Origin of the sequence: Azorhizobium sp. AG788 (genome assembly GCF_943371865.1) — a bacterium.
Taxonomy (GTDB): Bacteria; Pseudomonadota; Alphaproteobacteria; order Rhizobiales; family Xanthobacteraceae; genus Azorhizobium.
In genome coordinates this window covers 172,958-189,455 of the sequence record NZ_CALRWL010000001.1, presented here as the reverse complement: position 1 = coordinate 189,455, position 16,498 = coordinate 172,958, and the positions used below count along the sequence as shown (strand labels likewise).

General features: G+C 66.5%; 12 protein-coding genes. 9 read left to right on the top strand and 3 right to left on the bottom strand.

Going from position 1 to position 16,498, the window contains the following annotated elements; translation table 11 throughout:
- Positions 1-10: 10 nt before the first annotated feature.
- Positions 11-868, bottom strand: coding sequence for a CoA-transferase (locus tag AAG816_RS00795; RefSeq protein ID WP_341987391.1), 858 nt, complete (start codon positions 866-868; stop codon positions 11-13).
- Positions 869-1,015: 147 nt separating this feature from the next.
- On the opposite strand from AAG816_RS00795, the gene AAG816_RS00790 reads away from it, so the two are divergent.
- Positions 1,016-1,789: an IclR family transcriptional regulator C-terminal domain-containing protein gene (locus AAG816_RS00790; protein WP_341987390.1), complete on the top strand. Its 774-nt coding sequence runs from the start codon at positions 1,016-1,018 to the stop codon at positions 1,787-1,789.
- A gap of 89 nt (positions 1,790-1,878) precedes the next feature.
- Here AAG816_RS00790 and AAG816_RS00785 read toward each other — a convergent pair whose 3' ends face one another.
- Positions 1,879-8,076 carry a Calx-beta domain-containing protein gene (locus AAG816_RS00785; RefSeq protein WP_341987389.1) on the bottom strand — a complete coding sequence of 2,066 codons (6,198 nt, stop codon included), beginning with the start codon at positions 8,074-8,076 and terminating at the stop codon, positions 1,879-1,881.
- A 233-nt stretch (positions 8,077-8,309) separates the two neighbouring features.
- On the opposite strand from AAG816_RS00785, the gene AAG816_RS00780 reads away from it, so the two are divergent.
- The 8 genes from AAG816_RS00780 (at position 8,310) to AAG816_RS00745 (ending at position 13,761) form a co-directional block, all read left to right on the top strand.
- Complete coding sequence (locus tag AAG816_RS00780) at positions 8,310-9,443, top strand: histidine kinase (RefSeq protein ID WP_341987388.1); 1,134 nt, start codon at positions 8,310-8,312, stop codon at positions 9,441-9,443.
- The gene (locus AAG816_RS00775) at positions 9,428-10,168 is read left to right on the top strand and encodes a LytTR family DNA-binding domain-containing protein (RefSeq protein ID WP_341987387.1); all 741 of its coding nucleotides are present in this window, start codon (positions 9,428-9,430) and stop codon (positions 10,166-10,168) included. Before AAG816_RS00780 ends, AAG816_RS00775 begins: the two co-directional genes overlap by 16 nt.
- A 395-nt stretch (positions 10,169-10,563) precedes the next feature.
- The gene (locus AAG816_RS00770) at positions 10,564-10,842 is read left to right on the top strand and encodes a hypothetical protein (protein ID WP_341987386.1); all 279 of its coding nucleotides are present in this window, start codon (positions 10,564-10,566) and stop codon (positions 10,840-10,842) included.
- A gap of 49 nt (positions 10,843-10,891) precedes the next feature.
- Positions 10,892-11,950 (top strand): alpha/beta fold hydrolase, encoded by a 1,059-nt coding sequence (locus tag AAG816_RS00765; RefSeq protein ID WP_341987557.1) that lies wholly within the window; start codon positions 10,892-10,894, stop codon positions 11,948-11,950.
- Between the two features lie 612 nt (positions 11,951-12,562).
- Positions 12,563-12,811, top strand: coding sequence for a hypothetical protein (locus tag AAG816_RS00760; RefSeq protein ID WP_341987385.1), 249 nt, complete (start codon positions 12,563-12,565; stop codon positions 12,809-12,811).
- A 58-nt stretch (positions 12,812-12,869) separates the two neighbouring features.
- A complete protein-coding gene (locus AAG816_RS00755; RefSeq protein WP_341987384.1) occupies positions 12,870-13,121 on the top strand; it encodes a hypothetical protein in 252 nt (83 codons plus the stop codon).
- 77 nt (positions 13,122-13,198) lie between these two features.
- Complete coding sequence (locus AAG816_RS00750) at positions 13,199-13,450, top strand: hypothetical protein (protein WP_341987383.1); 252 nt, start codon at positions 13,199-13,201, stop codon at positions 13,448-13,450.
- 59 nt (positions 13,451-13,509) lie between these two features.
- On the top strand, positions 13,510-13,761 hold the full coding sequence (locus tag AAG816_RS00745) for a hypothetical protein (RefSeq protein ID WP_341987382.1): 252 nt from the start codon (positions 13,510-13,512) through the stop codon (positions 13,759-13,761).
- A gap of 78 nt (positions 13,762-13,839) precedes the next feature.
- Here AAG816_RS00745 and mgtA read toward each other — a convergent pair whose 3' ends face one another.
- Positions 13,840-16,413, bottom strand: coding sequence for a magnesium-translocating P-type ATPase (gene mgtA / locus AAG816_RS00740; protein ID WP_341987381.1), 2,574 nt, complete (start codon positions 16,411-16,413; stop codon positions 13,840-13,842).
- Positions 16,414-16,498: the final 85 nt, after the last annotated feature.

The window sequence follows — 16,498 nt, the reverse complement described above, 5'->3', positions numbered from 1 at the left end:
CATGCCTCCCTCAGGCCGCTTGCGGTGCGCGGCGCACCAGTTGGGCGAAATGCTCCGGGCGCTTGGCGAGGACATTCTCCCGGATCCAGGCCAGGAAGGTGTCGCGGTCGCGGGAGATGGCGTCCCAGGCCTTGTAGAAAGAATTGGCCCGCTTGTAATAGCCGGTGGCATAGGAGGGGTAGGCTCCGCCCGGCACCACCGCGATGGCGGCAATGGTCCAGTGCGGCAGGATCACCGCATTGGGGGAGCGGGGGCCGAAATCGTCCACCACCTCTTCCACGGTGACGATGGCGCGGCGAGCGGCCAGGACCGCCTCCTTCTGCACCCCGACAATGCCTTCCAGCAGCACGTTTCCGGCCCGGTCGGCGCGCAGAGCGTGGATGATGGCCACATCCGGGCGGATCGCCGGGACCGTGGCCAATTCCTCACCGGTATAGGGGCAAGTCACTGAGCGGATGAGCGGATTCACCTTTGGCAGGTCCACGCCCTTATAGCCGCGGAACACCGCGAACGGCAGGTTGGACGCGCCGGCCTCATAGGCATTGGCCATGGCGGCATGGGAGTGCTCCTCCAGCGCCAGCGGCTGCGGCCACTGGTTTTCCACCGCGTCGCGCAGGCGATGCAGGGAGCCGACACCGGGATTTCCACCCCAGGAGAACACCAATTTGTCCGCCGCGCCCACGCCGATCAGTTGGTCATAGATCAGGTCCGGGGTCATGCGGATCAAGGTGAGGTGGCGGCGACCCTGGCGGATCACCTCATGGCCGGCGGCGTGGGGAATGAGGTGGGTGAACCCCTCCATGGCGACGGTGTCACCGTCTTTCAGGCAGGCTTCCACCGCCTCGGACAAAGTGAGGAACTGAACCAACCGCGCCTCCCAACTTGTGCGCATATCGCACATAGTTCGCTATTCAGCTCAGAATGGGAGGAGTCCGGGGTGTCGTCAACAGTATTTGCAAAATAACGCACGTTGTGCGTTATTCGCACAAATCAGGACACCAAGGCACGGCTTGCGATGACGAACGGCACGGTGGATTTCCACCCGCGCGACATGGTCGGCGGACTGGAGAAGGGGCTCGCCATCATCGAGGCGTTCGACGAGGCGCGCCCGCGGCTGTCGCTGTCGGAAGCGGCCGAGATTACCGGCCTGACGCGCGCCGCGGCGCGGCGCTATCTGCTGACCCTGACCAAGCTCGGCTATGCGGAATTCGACGGCAAGTTCTTCTCGCTCAGCCCGCGCATCCTGCGGCTGGGCTATGCCTATGTCTCGTCCTCGCCCTTGCCCGCGCGCCTTCAGCCCTCATTGGAGCAAATATCTGCAATCACGGGGGAATCCTCGTCCGCGGCGATCCTGGACGGCACCGAAATTGTCTATATCGCCCGCTCGGCCACCAAGCGCATCATGTCCATCGGGCTGGGGGTCGGCACCCGGCTGCCGGCCTATTGCACCTCGCTGGGGCGGGTGCTTCTGGGGCAGTATGACGAGCTGGGGCTGAGCCGCTATTTCGCCACCGCCAAGCTGGAGCGGCGCACGCCCAAGACCCAGGCCACCGAAAGCCTTCTGCGGGCGGCCATCGCCGCCGTGCGGGAGAGCGGATATGCGGTCAATGACGAGGAACTGGAGCTGGGGCTGCGCTCGCTGGCGGTGCCGGTGTTCGACAGCCAGGGGCGGATCGTGTGCGCCATCAATGTGGGCGTCCAGGCGGCCCGGATGAGCCTGGCGGACATGCCGGAAAAGCTGCTGCCCCCATTGCTCAAAGCCCAGGACGACCTGCGTCGGATCGTCTAAATCTATCGTATTTTCAGCCTGTTACGACAGCGCCGGACCCAAGGCCCGGCGCTGCGATGTTGCCTGTCAGGGGCGCTGAAACCGCCCGCTCAGAAGATCAGCCCCACATGGCTGGCATCCAGCGTTCCAGTGCCGGTGAAGCCGAAGCTGATGTCCGCATCGGCCCCCACGGTGCCGTTCCAGGCGGCGTTGCGGATCACATAGCCGTCGGCGTCGTGGGAGACGATTTCGGCGTTCCAGATGCTGGAAATCTCGTTGGTCATTTCCAGCTTCACCTGCCATCCCGTGGTGGGGATGGTTCCGTCGTTATGGACGGAAATACTCGCGTTGAACCCACTATTCCACGCATCGACCACCGTGAGTGTTCCATGCAGATCCGCGTCCGTGGGCGTGGTCGGCGTGGTGGGGGTCGTCGGGGTGGTGGTGGTGCCGTCAGTGTCCAGGATGGTGCCGGTCCCGGTTTCCTCCGCAATGGTAATTCCCACGGGATTACTAAGCACTACGGCGAAATGCTCGGTTGCCTCCGCCACCTTGTCGGCGGTGATGGCGATCGAGATCACCTTGGTGGTCTCGCCCGGCTGGAACACCACGGTCCCGGTTGTGGCAGTGAAATCCGCCGCGGAAGCCGCGTCCGATGCCACTGTATGATACTCGACACTTACGGCGACCGTTGAGGCTTCCGACAAAGTGACCTGGAACTCCGCATAGACGCCCGCCGGGGTCTCCCCGCTGCCGTCCAGCGCCGGGAACGGCGACTCGATGGGGGTGAGATAGACCATCTTGTTCTCGTTCACCGAGGTCCAGTCGTTCTGCAGGATGCCGCCGGTGTCGGTGGAGTTGGGGTTCCAGGACCAGAAGGTCCAGCTCGGCCCATGCTCGCCCTCGGCGGTGTCCTTGACGCCGTCATTGTTGAAGTCGCCGCCGAGATAGGCGGTGATGACCTCGAACCAGGCCACGTCCTTGGGATCGGTGAGCTTGGTGCCGAATTCGCCGATGTAAACCGGGGCGATCTCCTCCTTGTAGATGAAGCCCCACATCTGGTCGAACTTGGCCGGCAGGTCCTCGGCAAAGTCGGCGCTCTGGAACCACGACTGCTCATAGATCGAGTTGGGGTAGTCGTGGGCCGAATAGACCAGCTTGTTGTCCACCTCCAGCTCGATGGGATGGTCGCGCACCCCCATCAAATTGCCGCCCCACCAATAGCTCTGGCCCTGATAGGTGCCGATGCCCTCGACGAAGATCAGCCAGTTGGAATTGACCTCGCCGATGGCATTGCCGGCGTCCGTCGCCGCCCGCGCCCAGTCATTGGTGCCGCCGTCGCCCCAGGTGCCGTTATAGGGCTCGTTGTGCAGGTCGGCGCCGATGACCGCGGTGTTGTCCGCGTAGCGGGTGGCCAGCATCTGCCAGTCGGCGATCCAGGAGGCTTCCGAGTGGCTGCTATCGTACCACAGGCCATTGGACGAGGTGCCGTCGCCGGCGCTGCTGCGGTGGTGGTCGAGGATGATCTTGATGCCGATCTCTTCGGCATACTCGACGATCTTGTCCATCACCTGCAGGGAGGTGAGGCCGGCCAGATCCGGGTTCTTGCTGTAGTCGATGCTGCCGGCCTGTCCGGTCCGGTGCAGCATGTCGCTGGAGAAGGGCAGACGAATGGTGTTGAACCCCTCGTCCAGCATCTGCTGCATCATCTCCTTGTAGCCGCGGGTCCACAGGCCGTGCGGCGAGCCGGTGTTGGATTCGAACCCGAACCAGTTCACCCCGGCGATCTGCACGCTGTTGCCGTCGGAATCGATGATCTGGTTGCCCGAGGTGCTGAACCAGCCGGTCTCGGTGGCCACCGTGGGATTGCCCTCGGTCACCGTGGTGTCGCCGATGGAGACCGTGGGCGTGGTGCCGCCGGGGGTGACATCGTCATTGACGATGGTTCCGGTGGCGGTGCCGGTGGCGATGGTCGCCCCGGTGGGCTGGCTGAGGATCAGCTTCAAGGTCTCATTGGCTTCCACCGCCGTGTCGCCATTCACCGCCACATGGACGACCTTCGAGGTTTCGCCCGCCGCGAAGGTGATGGTGCCAGAGCCTGCCGCATAGTCCGAGCCGGCGGTGGCGGTGCCGTCCGCCGTGGCATAGCTCACGGTCACCGCCGTGGTGGTGGCCTGGGACAGCGACACGGTGAAGGCCAGGTCCGTGGTGCCAGACGCCCCTTCGGTGACGCTGGCGTCCGCCACAGACGCGGTGGGCACCACCGGCGCCACGTCGTCATTGGTGATGGTGCCGGCCCCGACGCCATCGGCAATGGTGGCGTTGGTGGGAGACGACAAGGTGAGCGTGAGGGCCTCATTGGCCTCCACCACGGTGTCGCCGGTCACCGGCACCCGGATCACCTTTGAGGTTTCTCCGGCGGCAAAGGTGAGCGAACCGCTCAGCGCCGTATAGTCGGCGCCGGCCGTCGCCGTGCCGTTGCCGGTGGCATAGGCCACCGTCACCGCCGAGGCGGCGGCGGCCGAGAGGGCGACCGTGAACACCAGTTCACTGGTGCCGGCATTGCCCTCCACCACGGTGGCGTCCGACACCGACAGGGTCGGCAGCGTCGGGGTGGGCGTGCCGCCGCCGGAGGCCGCGCCATTGATCAGGAAGCCGTCCGCCGCCGTGCCGCCGCTCCCCGGCGTTGCCTGGAAGCCGAAGGAGGTATCCTTCCCCGCCCCGACGCTGCCGTTATAGCTGGCGTTCTTCAGCACATAATGGTTGCCCACATGGCTGACGATCACCGCATTCCAGATGTTGGTGATGGTGAAGCTGGCGTCGAACTCCACCGTCCAGCCGGTGAGCGCGCTGCTGCCCGCTTCCACGGTCATGGCACCGGTAAAGCCCGAGCCCCAATTGCCGGTGACGCTGTAGTCCACCGCCGCCCCGTCCGTGGGCACGCTGGCCACATCGTCATTGGTGAGCGTGGCGGTGGCCGAGCCATCCGCCAGGGTCGCCCCGCTGGGCGCCGACAAGGCGACCGTGAAGGTCTCGTTGGCCTCCACCGCCGTATCGCCGGTGACGGAAACCTGGATGGTCTTGGAGGTCTCGCCCGGCGCGAACGTCACCGTGCCGGTCTTGGCGGTGTAGTCCGAGCCCGCCGTGGCGGTGCCGTTGGCGGTGGCATAGCTCACCGTCACTGCGCCGGTGGTGGCCGCCGACAGGCTGACCACGAAGCTCATGAGCGTGGTGCCGCTGTTGCCTTCCACCAAGGTGGCATCGGCAATGGAGAGGGTGGGCACCACCACCGCCACATCGTCATTGGTGATGGTGCCGGCCCCGACGCCATCGGCCAGGGTGGCATTGGTAGGCGACGACAAGGTCAGGGTGAGGGCCTCGTTCGCCTCCACCGCCGTGTCGCCGGTGACCGCCACATGCACCACCTTGGAGGTCTCCCCCGGTGCGAAGGTCAGCGTGCCGGAAGCCGCAGTGAAGTCCGCGCCCGCCGTGGCGGTGCCGTTGGCGGTGCCATAGGCCACCGTCACCGCCGTGGCCGAGGCCGCCGACAGGGTCACGGTGAAGGCCAGATCCGAAGAACCGGCATTGCCCTCCACCACGGTGGCGTCCGACACCGACAGGGTCGGCAGGGTCGGGGTGGGCGTGCCGCCGCCGGAGGCCGCGCCATTGATCAGGAAGCCGTCCGCCGCCGTGCCGCCGCTCCCCGGCGTCGCCTGGAAGCCGAAGGAGGTGTCCTTCCCTGCGCCGACGCTGCCGTTATAGCTCATGTTCTTCAGCACATAATGATTGCCCACATGGCTGACGATCACCGCATTCCAGATGTTGGTGATGGTGAAGCTGGCGTCGAATTCCACCGTCCAGCCGGTGAGCGCGCTGCTGCCCGCTTCCACCGTCATGGCGCCGGTGAAGCCGGAGCCCCAATTGCCGGTGACGCTGTAGTCCACCGCCGCCCCGCCCGTGGGCACCGTGGCCACGTCGTCATTGGTGAGCGTCGCCAGCGCCGAGCCATCGGCAATGGTTGCCCCCGTGGGCGCCGACAAGGCGACCGTGAAGGTCTCATTGGCCTCCACCGTCGTGTCGCCGGTGACGGAAACCTGGATGGTCTTGGTGGTCTCGCCCGGCGCGAACGTCACCGTGCCGGTCTTGGCGGTGTAGTCCGAGCCCGCCGTGGCGGTGCCATTGGAGGTGGCATAGCTCACCGTGACGGCGCTGGTGCTGGCCGCCGACAGGCTGACCGTGAAGCTCAGCGCCGTGGTCCCGCTATTGCCTTCCACCAGGGTGGCATCGGCGATGGACACGGTGGGGACCACCACCGCCACATCGTCATTGGTGAGGGTGCCGGTGGCCGCGCCATCGGCAATGGTGGCATTGGTGGGGGCCGAGAGCGTCACGGTGACGGTCTCATTGGCTTCCACCGCCGTGTCGCCCGCCACCGCCACCTGAATGGTCTTGGAGGTTTCCCCCGGCGCGAACGTCACCGTGCCGGTGCCGGCGGTATAGTCCGAGCCCGCCGTGGCGGTGCCATTGGCGGTGGCATAACTCACCGTCACCGCGCTGGTGCTGGCCGCCGACAGGCTGACCACGAAGCTCAGCGTCGCGCTGCCGCTATTGCCTTCCACCACCGTGGCATCAGCGATGGAGATCGTCGGCAGCGCGGTGGCCGTATCGTCATTGACGATGGTGGCGATAGCGGTGCCGTCGGCAATGGTGGCGTTGGTGGGCGCGGACAAGGTGACGGTATAGGTCTCGTCCGGCTCGATCGTGGTGTCGCTATACATGTGGGCGTGGATGGTCTGGGTGGTCTCGCCCGGCGCAAAGGTGATGGTGCCGTCCAGGATCTCGTAATCGGTGTCGCCAGTGGCGGTGAGATCCGACGACGAATAGTGCACCGTGATGGTCTCGGTGGAGGCCTTGTCCAAGGTCACCTGGAAGCGGAAATGGGCCATGTCCGTATTGCCCTCCACCACCGAAATGTCGGCGATGGAGATCTTCGGCAGCACGCCCGGGCTGGTGTCCGCATCATTGTCGACGATGGTGCCCACGGCGGAGCCGTCATTGATGCTGGCGCCGGAGGCCGAGGACAATTGCAGGCTGAACGCCTCGTTGAACTCATGCAGCGTGTCGCCGCTCACCGAAATGGTGATGGTCTTCTCGGTCTCGCCGGCGGCGAACGTCACCGTGCCCACGGCGGACGCATAGTCCGCGCCGGCGGTGGCGGTGCCGTTGAGGGTGGAATAGCTGACGCTCACCGGCCCATCCGCCGCATGGGACAAGGAGACGGTGAAAACCATCTGCGCGGTGCCGGCATCGCCTTCCACCACTTGGCCGTCGGACAGGTTGATCACCGGCGGCGTCACGGGCTTGGGCGCCGCATCGATCGCGCTCTGCCATTCCGCGCGGGCGGTGGTGTCCAAGGCGATGATATTGTTGATCGCCAGTTCACCGATGCTCACGCCGGTCAGCGTATAGGTCTGGTGGTTGTTGGTGATGGAGATCACGGTGGAGCCGTTGACCTCGGTGATGTCGAACTCATGGGCCTTGAACCAGCCGAAATCGAGCTTGTCGACCGCCGGGTTGAACGTCAGCACCGTGCTGCTGTCATAGTCCCATTCGATGGCATAGGTGGTGCCGGTGACGCCGCTGGGAGCATCCCCGCCGCCCGCCGCGGTCGGCCAGGTGTTGGTGCCGGCCATCGCCACGCCCTGCGCGATCACCTGGCTGTCCGGCACGGTGGTGAAGCCCAATTGCAGGTGCACCCGGTCCTCGCGCACCTCGGCGGCGTAGAACACGAAATTGGTGACGCTCAATTCCGCCTTGGTCACCCCCAGCAGGATCAGCGCCTGCCCGGTGCCGGAATTGGAGATGATCACCCCTTCCGCGCTGTCGCTCATATAGATCTGTTCGCGGGTGCCGAAATAGCGGAAGTCCACCACGTCGGTGGCCGGATCGAACGCCACCTTGTCGATCTGCCCCAGTTCGTGGGAACGGGCATAGACCGTGTTCGGCGCCTCGACGATGCCCTGTTCCCAGGCCAGCGCCCCGGACAGGGTCTGGCGCAGATGGTCGTTCACGATCGGCACGAAGCTGTCGATGGTCAATTGCGCCAGGGAGACCCCCTGGACGATCAAGGTCTCCCCCGACCACGGGTTCATGAAGCCGACCCCGGTGGGGGTGTCGACGATGATGAAGTTGTGAACCGAGTTGTCGCCGAGGTCCAACTTGTCCTTGGCCGGATCGAATCCAATGATGTCCGCGCCTGCGGTGTCGACCACGAAGATGCGGCCTTCGGTGCTGCTGGTGTCGGTCATGATCGGCGCTCCCTTCTGCACGGCGTGAAGCGTGCTTCTGGAGCGTTCGTCTCACAAAGCGGCCGGGGATTTTAAGGCCAAGCCTGCGGTACTCGGTGAAGCGGCCCGGAAAAACGACGAGGCCGCCCGGCCCGCCTTCCCCAAGGTCTGCGGCGGCCCGTCTTGCCCCTCGCCCGCAAATGCCGTTACCTCCGCTGAGAGCCGCAAAGACCCAGGTTCGAGCGGGGTGGGACGTGTCGATATTCGGAGATGGAATCACCACCGCCCAGGGCCGCTTCCGCATCTGGTGGTATCAGATACCGGTGTTCTGGCGGGTGCAATTGGTGGTCTGGGGGGTGTTTTCCCTGGTGGATCTGGCCACCCGCAGCATCGTCTACCAGAGCTTCACCCTGGCCCTGACCATCACCTTGGTCATGGAGCCGCTGCTGATGCTGGTGGCGGCCACCTTGCGGGCGGCGTTCGGGCGCATGGGGTTCGATGGCCGGCTGTCGGGCCTGGCGTTCGGCTGCATCCTGCTGCTGAGCGCCGCCAGCGCGGTGGCGGTGGTCTCGGCCATGACCCTGGTGCGCGCGCCCATGGGCTGGAACATCCCCGACTGGAATTCCCGGCAGGAGGTGCTGGCGCCGCTGGCCTATTACATGCTGATCTTCGCCGGGTGGAGCCTGGCCTATTTCTGGGTCAAGGCGGAGCTGGGCGGGCGCACCGACCGCCAGCGCGCCGCGCTGGCCGAGGCCGAGGCGCTGCGGGCGGAATTGCAGCAATTGCGGCTGCAGCTCGATCCGCATTTCCTGTTCAACGCCCTCAACGGCGTGGCGGAGGAGATCCCCGAGCATCCCGCCGCCGCTCTGGCCATGCTGGGTGATCTGTCCGCCTATCTGCGCCATTCCCTGGCGGGGGTGGACAAGACCGTGGTCTCCGTCGCCGCCGAGACCGAGGCGCTGGCCGCCTATCTGCGGGTGCAGGAAGCCCGCTTCGGACCCCGCCTGCACACCGCCATCGAGACCGACCCCGCTGCCGCGCCCCGCGCCATCGTCAGCTTCCTGCTGCAACCCTTGGTGGAAAACGCGGTCAAATATGGCGACCGGGAAAGCCATCTGGATGTGCGGGTGCGCATTCATGCGGAAGGCGACAACCTGCGGGTGCAGATCCAGAACAGCGGCACCCTGGCGCCGGCGGGCACTGGCGCCCTCACCCGCACCGGCATCGGCCTGGAGAATGTGCGCCGGCGCCTTGCGCTGCACTATCCCGGACGGCACCATTTCAGCCTGCGCCAGGAACCCGCCGGGCCGCAGACCGAGGATTGCACCCATCGCGACGTGGTGGTCGCGGAACTGTTGCTGGAGGGCGAACCATGCTCCGGGTCGTGATCGTCGATGACGAACCTCTGGCCATCCGCGCCATGCGCCGGCTGCTCGCCGCCCACGGGGACGTGGCCATCCTGGGCGCCGCCGACAGCCTTGCGGGCGCGGTGCGGCTGATCGCGGCGGAAAAGCCCGACGCGGTGTTCCTGGACATCGATCTGGGCGCCAGCGACGGCTTCGAATTGATTTCGCGCCTGGAGCCGGCGCCCAAGGTGGTGTTCGTCACCGCCCATGCGGAATATGCGGTGGATGCGTTCGCCGCCGATGCGGTGGACTATCTGCTGAAACCCGTGCGGCCGGAGCGGTTGGCGGAAGCCCTCGCCCGCCTGCGCCGCAACCGCCCGCCGCCGGAGCCCGACGGCGCGGGAGAGGCCGGCAGCGGCCGGGACATCCTGGAACTGCGCACCCCCAACCGCACCGTGCTGGCGGCCCCCGCCGAGATCGCCGCGCTCTGCGCCGAGGGCGATTTCACCCGCGTGGTGCTGGCGGACCAGCCGCCCTTGCTGATCTGGCGCACCCTCAGCCATTTCGAGACCGTGCTGCCCGCCCCGCCCTTCGTGCGCCTGAGCCGCTCGCTGATCCTCAATCGCGACCGCCTGCGCAGCTTCGACACCCCCTCGCGCAACCGCTCCCGCGTCACGCTGGAGGGGGTCGGCGAGACCCTGGTGCTGGGCCGTGCCGCCACCAGCCGCCTGCGCGACGTGGTGGCCGGGGACGCCGAGCGGCTTTAGCGTCAAACTGGACCACTCAATCGGGGCGGGTCAGCCGCCGAACCAATGCGCTGCCCCCCATCGCACCTCGTGCGGCTGACCTCGGAGTCCGTCAGTCGAACGCCGCCATTCGCTGCGGAAAAACCGTCTGCAGATCGCTGAGGAAGGCGCGTACGGCGGCGTTGGAGCGGCGGCTTTCGGGCCAGACCGTCGTGATATTGTCCCGCGTGACGGCAGTAGGATCGGCGCCAATTCGGCCCGCGCCACATAAGGCGCCGCAACAAAGCTCGCGCTGATGCCGATGCCGCCGCCGACAACGAGCGTGGCGATCAGCGCTTCGCCGCATCCACCACAATGCCGGACGGCGGCACTATCTCCAGATCGCCATTGCCCACCCGGAACGGCCGGCGCAAGACATGACCGGTGCTCTGATAGCGGAACTCGGCTGGGGCGTGCCTCGTTCATCGGAAGGCGGACAAGCGGCAGTGAAGGCACCGGCTCGTCACTTTCTGTCGTTTTGTTTTCGTTTTCTTTCGCTTTTGGCCCAAGTTTGGTTTCGAACGCTTGCGAAAAGTTACCAAACAGCGAAAAATGAACGCACCGGCCCTACCGGGTCGGTCACCAGTCCCACGCGAAACCGCGTGGGCGACTGCCTGACAAAAAGTCAGGCAGAACCGGGCGCCAACCCGACCTGATAGGGAAGAAACGGAGACGACTATGAGCATGACAATGCGCGGATTGCGCATGGTGGCGATTGCGACCACCTTCGCAGTCGCGGTGATGGCCAACGCCTTCGCCGCCGACTACCCCGCCCCCAAGACCGGCATGTGGATCGCCAAGGATTTCAAGTTCCACACCGGCGAGGTCCTGCCCGAGCTCAAGCTCGGATACACCACCGTGGGAGAGCCATCCGGCGAGCCGGTCCTCATCCTGCACGGAACCACCGGCTCGGCCGCCTCAATGCTGACCCCTGCCTTTGCCGGCGAACTGTTCGGTCCAGGCCAACCGCTGGATGCCCGCCGCTACTACGTCATCCTCACCGATTCGATCGGAGCGGGCACCTCTTCCAAGCCGTCCGAGGGGCTGCGCGCCAAGTTCCCGCGCTACAATTACGACGACATGGTTCGCGCCCAATACGACCTCGTGACCAAAGGGCTTGGTGTCAAGCACTTGCGGATGATCATCGGCTATTCCATGGGCGGCATGCACGCCTGGCTCTGGAGCTCCAAATTTCCCGACATGGCGGATATCATGGTGCCGATGGCGTCGCAGCCGACCGAAATGTCGAGCCGCAACTGGATAATGCGCCGCATGATTATCGATGCGGTGCGCAACGATCCCGACTGGAAGGGCGGCGACTACACGCAGCAGCCCAAGGCGGTGCAGGTGGCGAATGTCTTCTTCGGCATCGCCACCAATGGCGGTACGCTGGCCCTGCAGAACATGGCGCCAACCCGTGAGAAGGCTGACGCCCTCCTGGACGCCAGGCTGAAGATGCCGCTCACCGTGGACGCCAACGACTTCCTGTACCAGTGGGATGCCTCCCGCGACTACAATGCGGCGCCCGGGCTCGACAAGATCACGGCTACCCTGCTCGCCATCAACTCCGCCGATGACGAGCGCAACCCGCCCGAAACCGGCATCATGGACCGCGAGATCAAGCACGTGAAGAACGGCCGCGTGCTGCTCGTCCCCGCCAGCGCGGACACGAGAGGCCATGCAACGCTAAGCATGGCCAAGTTCTACGCGAAGGACCTCGCCGATCTCCTCGCAACCGCCCCACGCGCTGCGCCTGCCAAGTAAGCCCGTGCCGCCTCCCGGTCCTCTGCGGCGCATGGGAGGCGGCCACTTTCCTTTCGGGTGTGGCGGTTCTTCATGACATCAACCACGCAATCCGCTTCGCGGAACCCATCTGCCTGCTGAAGGAGAGCAGGACCAGTGTGCAGTGCCCGTCGATAATCGGAGCGCAGGCATTGAGAGTGGTCGCAGCGTCCTGCATGGCCGGATCGACTAGGTTCGCTCGCCAGCGCTTAACCTTGTTGCTGCAACCGCCGCAATCTGACGCTCAAAGCATGGATCGTGATGTTGCAGGAGAACTGTCCGTGGACTTCGATCCAGCTATAGCGTGGATCGGCGGCAGTATCTAGGCCCGCACCGGTCTGTCCGCGGTCAGGCGGAATCCGCGGCGGCTGTCTGTCCGCTGCGTGGCGGGATGGGCGTGCCGTGATCCGCCCCAGCGCAGTCCCGCCGCTGCGGCTAAAACCGGTTTTGCCCCAGGCTGAATGCTACCGGGCGTGCGGCCTCAAACCTTCGTATGAGCGCTCCAGCCCTAGTCATGACCTGATGATCCCCACGTAGAATACGAACAACTGGGGACGCTTGCTAAGTTGTCTTTACCGAAACGGAGTAAAGACAATGTTCAACACCAACAAGCTTCTCGCCCTTGGCACCGCCGTCGCCCTGATGGGCCTGTCCACCGCCGCTTTCGCCGGCCCCGACATCGGCCCCACCAATGAGCAGCAGTATCAGGTCTCCGCCCAGGAGAGCCTGAACCCGGTGGCGCCCAAGCTCTCCGCCGCCGCCGTGGATCAGACCGGCATCGGCTCGCTGATCGGCCCGGCCGACCCGCACTCGGGCCCGGCCTTCGATCCCGACGTCGAGTGATCGCCCCTCCCCCGCCTCTTCCTCTTCTTCTTCCCCTTCTCGAACCGGAGTCACGACCATGTTCAACACCAAAGACCTTCTCGCCCTTGGCACCGCCGTCGCCCTGATGGGCCTGTCCACCGCCGCCTTCGCCGGCCCGGATATCGGCCCCACCAACGCCCAGCAGTATGCGGTCTCCGCCCAGGAAACCCTCAAGCCTCTGCTGATGCCCAAGCTCGCCGCCGCCGCCGTGCACCAGACCGGCATCGGCTCGCTGGTCGGCGCCGCTGATCCGCACTGGGGCCCGGCCTTCGATCCCGACGTCGAGTGATCCACCCTCCCCTGTCCCAGTCCCCGTCCCTGTCCCCTTCCTCTTCTTCTTCCGCTTCTCGAACCGGAGTCACGACCATGTTCAACACCAACAAGCTTCTCGCCCTTGGCACCGCCGTCGCCCTGATGGGCCTGTCCACCGCCGCTTTCGCCGGGCCGGATATCGGCCCCACCAATGCCCAGCAGTATGCGGTCTCCGCCCAGGAAACCCTCAAGCCTCTGCTGATGCCCAAGCTCGCCGCCACCGCCGTGCACCAGACCGGCATCGGCTCTCTGGTTGGCGCCGCTGATCCGCACTGGGGCCCGGCCTTCGATCCTGACGTCGAGTGATCGCCCCTCCCCCGTCCCCTTCCTCTTCTTCTTCCGCTTCTCGAACCGGAGTCACGACCATGTTCAACACCAAAGACCTTCTCGCCCTCGGCACCGCCGTCGCCCTCATGGGCCTGTCCACCGCCGCCTTCGCCGGCCCGGATATCGGCCCCACCAATGCCCAGCAGTATGCGGTGTCCGCCCAGGAAACCCTCAAGCCGCTGCTGATGCCCAAGCTCGCCGCTACCGCCGTGCACCAGACCGGCATCGGCTCGCTGGTCGGCGCCGCTGATCCGCACTGGGGCCCGGCGTTCGATCCCGACGTCGAGTGATCCCACTTCCCCCTCCAGAGGCGGCCGCTTCCCCCGGCCGCCTCTTGGCGGTTCAGAGCCGGTCGCGCCCCGGATCGGTCAGTGCCTGCGGCCCCGCTCCGCCTTGATGGCGACGCGCTTCAGGGCCTCGGCGGCGGCGAGATAGGCCAAGGTCAGGCCGGCAATGGCGCCCAGCAGCGCCGGCGGCAGCGCGGCAAAGCCGATCTCCCGGCCAAGGGGGGTCAAAGCCAGCAGCAAGGCCACCGCCAGAGCGGTGAGCGAGGTGAAAGTGAGCACTTTGTCCGGCCGGCTCAGCCACGCCGGGCGGCGGGTTCGGATGATGAAGATCACCAAGATCTGCGACGCGATGGATTCCACGAACCAGGCGGTGCGGAACTGCTCCACCCCGGCCTCGAACACCAGCCGCAGGATGGCGAAGGTGGCGAGATCGAAAAGCGACGAGAGCGGCCCCATGATGAGCGTGAACCGCAGCACCGCGCTCATGTCCCAGGCGTGCGGCCGGGCCAGATCCTCGTCATCGGCGCTGTCGAACGGAATGCCGATCTCGGACAGATCATAGATCAGATTGTTGAGCAGGATCTGCAGCGGCGCCAGCGGCAGGAACGGCAGCACCAGGGAAGCCGCCGCCATGGACAGCATGTTGCCGAAGTTCGAACTGGTGCCCATGCGCACATATTTCATGATGTTGGCATAGGTGCGCCGGCCCTCCGCCACCCCGTCCGCCAGCACCCCCAGATCCGTATCCAGGAGGATGATGTCGGCGGCTTCGCGGGCGACGTCGGTGCCGCCCTCCACCGAGAGCCCCACATCGGCGGCATGGATGGCCGGGGCGTCATTGATGCCGTCGCCGATGAAGCCCACGGTGTGACCGCGCCGGCGCAAGGCGCGCACGATGCGGCTCTTCTGCTCCGGCGACACCCGCACGAACAGGTCCACGCCGGACACCCGCTCGGCCAAGGCGCCATCGGAGAGGCCCTCGATCTGGGCGCCGGTGAGCAGCCCGCGCGCCGGCAGGCTCAAGGTCTCCACCAGATGGCGCACCACCGCTTCCGCATCGCCGGAGACGATCTTCACCCGGATGCCCGCATCCGCCAGCCGCGCCACCGCGCCGGTGGCCGAGGCCTTGGGCGGATCGAGAAACACCACGCAGCCGATGAAGATGAAATCGGCGTCGCCGGCGGGGATTTCGGCGCAGTCCGCCGCCACCGGACAGCGCGCCACGCCCAGCAGGCGCAAGCCCTGGCGGCCCTTGGCCTCCATCAGCTCGGCCACGCGCGCCCGCACCGCCTCATCCAGCGGCGCCACGCTGCCGTCGGGCAATTCCACCCGCCCGCAGGCCGCCAGCACCGCTTCCGGCGCGCCCTTGGCGATCAACTGCCGCCCCTCCGGCCTCGCCAGCAGCACTGTGGCGCGGCGGGTGTCGAAATCGAACGGCTTGTCATCCAGCAGGCTGAGGCCGGTTGCCTCCGGCGGCCCCGAGGCCAGCAAGGCATCATCCAGATTGCTGCGCAGGCCGCCGATGAAATGGCTGTTCAGCCGCGCCAGATCGCCGGCGCGCGTCCCCTCCACGCCATCGGCGCCAAAGCTGCCCATGAGGGCGATGCGGGCTTCGGTCAGGGTGCCGGTCTTGTCGGTGCACAGCACGTCCATGGCGCCGAGATCGTGGATGGCGGACAAGCGCTTGACCACCACCTTGCGCGCCGCCATGCGCACCGCGCCGCGGGACAAGGTGACGGTGGTGACCATGGGCAGCAGTTCCGGCGTCAACCCGACGGCGAGGGCCACCGCGAACAGGAAGGCTTCCAGCGACAGCCCCTGCTTGACCAATTGGGTCAGCAGCACGAACAGCACCAGAAAGCCGGTCAGCCGCAGGATCAGCATGCCCAAGGCATGGATGCCGCGCTCGAACGCGCCGGGCGTGACTTTCTCCTGCACCGCCAGCGCGATGCGGCCGAAGCGGGTGGCGCTTCCGGTGGCCACCACCAGCATCACCGCCTCGCCGCCGACGATGCTGGTGCCGGCGAACAAAGCGTTGGTGGCATCGCTCGCTTCGGTGGCGGCGCAGGGTCCGGCGCGCTTTTCCGCGCCATAGGCCTCGCCGGTCAGCGCCACCTCATTGGCCAGCGCGCCCCGGCCCGACAGCAGGATGCCGTCGGCCGGCACCAGATCGCCGGCGGTCAGCTCCACGATGTCGCCGGGCACGATGTCGCGCACCGGGACGGTGAGATGGCCGCCGTCCCGCCGTACCCGCGCGGTGACGGCCACGGAGCGCTTCAGCGCCTCCACCGCCGCCTCGGCCTTCTGCTCCTGGAAAATGTCGAGGCCGATGGAGAACAGCACGATCAGCACGATGACCACGAAGCTCTGCCAATCGCCGGTGGCGCCGGACACCGCCGCCGCCAGCAGCAGAATGGCGATGAGCGGTTCGGCCAGGCGTTTCAACAATTTGGCCAGCAGGCTACGGCTGCGGCTCGCCACCGCCACATTGGCGCCCGCCGTGGCCAGTCGTGCGGCAGCTTGCGCCGAGGTGAGGCCGGCGGGGGTGGCATCCAGGCCGGCCAGGAGCGCGTCGGCCTCCTGGGTCCAGAAGGCGGGCGCGGCGCCGCCGGGGGGCATGGGCGCCGGGGCGGCAGTCAAGGACGGCTGGGTCATGGAGGCCTGCGGCGCCGGAGAGCGGGTGCCTCCCCCTATAGGCTGGCGCAGTGCGACGCCTTGCGCTGGCGCAAGCACACCGACC

Excerpts from the sequence above, each read along its gene's own strand:
- AAG816_RS00785 (WP_341987389.1), bottom strand. The coding sequence starts at position 8,076 with ATGACCGACACCAGCAGCACCGAAGGCCGCATCTTCGTGGTCGACACC.
- mgtA (WP_341987381.1), bottom strand. The coding sequence starts at position 16,413 with ATGACCCAGCCGTCCTTGACTGCCGCCCCGGCGCCCATGCCCCCCGGC.
- AAG816_RS00770 (WP_341987386.1), top strand. The coding sequence starts at position 10,564 with ATGACCGGTGCTCTGATAGCGGAACTCGGCTGGGGCGTGCCTCGTTCA.
- AAG816_RS00790 (WP_341987390.1), top strand. The coding sequence starts at position 1,016 with ATGACGAACGGCACGGTGGATTTCCACCCGCGCGACATGGTCGGCGGA.
- AAG816_RS00765 (WP_341987557.1), top strand. The coding sequence starts at position 10,892 with ATGGTGGCGATTGCGACCACCTTCGCAGTCGCGGTGATGGCCAACGCC.
- AAG816_RS00755 (WP_341987384.1), top strand. The coding sequence starts at position 12,870 with ATGTTCAACACCAAAGACCTTCTCGCCCTTGGCACCGCCGTCGCCCTG.
- AAG816_RS00775 (WP_341987387.1), top strand. The coding sequence starts at position 9,428 with ATGCTCCGGGTCGTGATCGTCGATGACGAACCTCTGGCCATCCGCGCC.
- AAG816_RS00760 (WP_341987385.1), top strand. The coding sequence starts at position 12,563 with ATGTTCAACACCAACAAGCTTCTCGCCCTTGGCACCGCCGTCGCCCTG.
- AAG816_RS00745 (WP_341987382.1), top strand. The coding sequence starts at position 13,510 with ATGTTCAACACCAAAGACCTTCTCGCCCTCGGCACCGCCGTCGCCCTC.
- AAG816_RS00750 (WP_341987383.1), top strand. The coding sequence starts at position 13,199 with ATGTTCAACACCAACAAGCTTCTCGCCCTTGGCACCGCCGTCGCCCTG.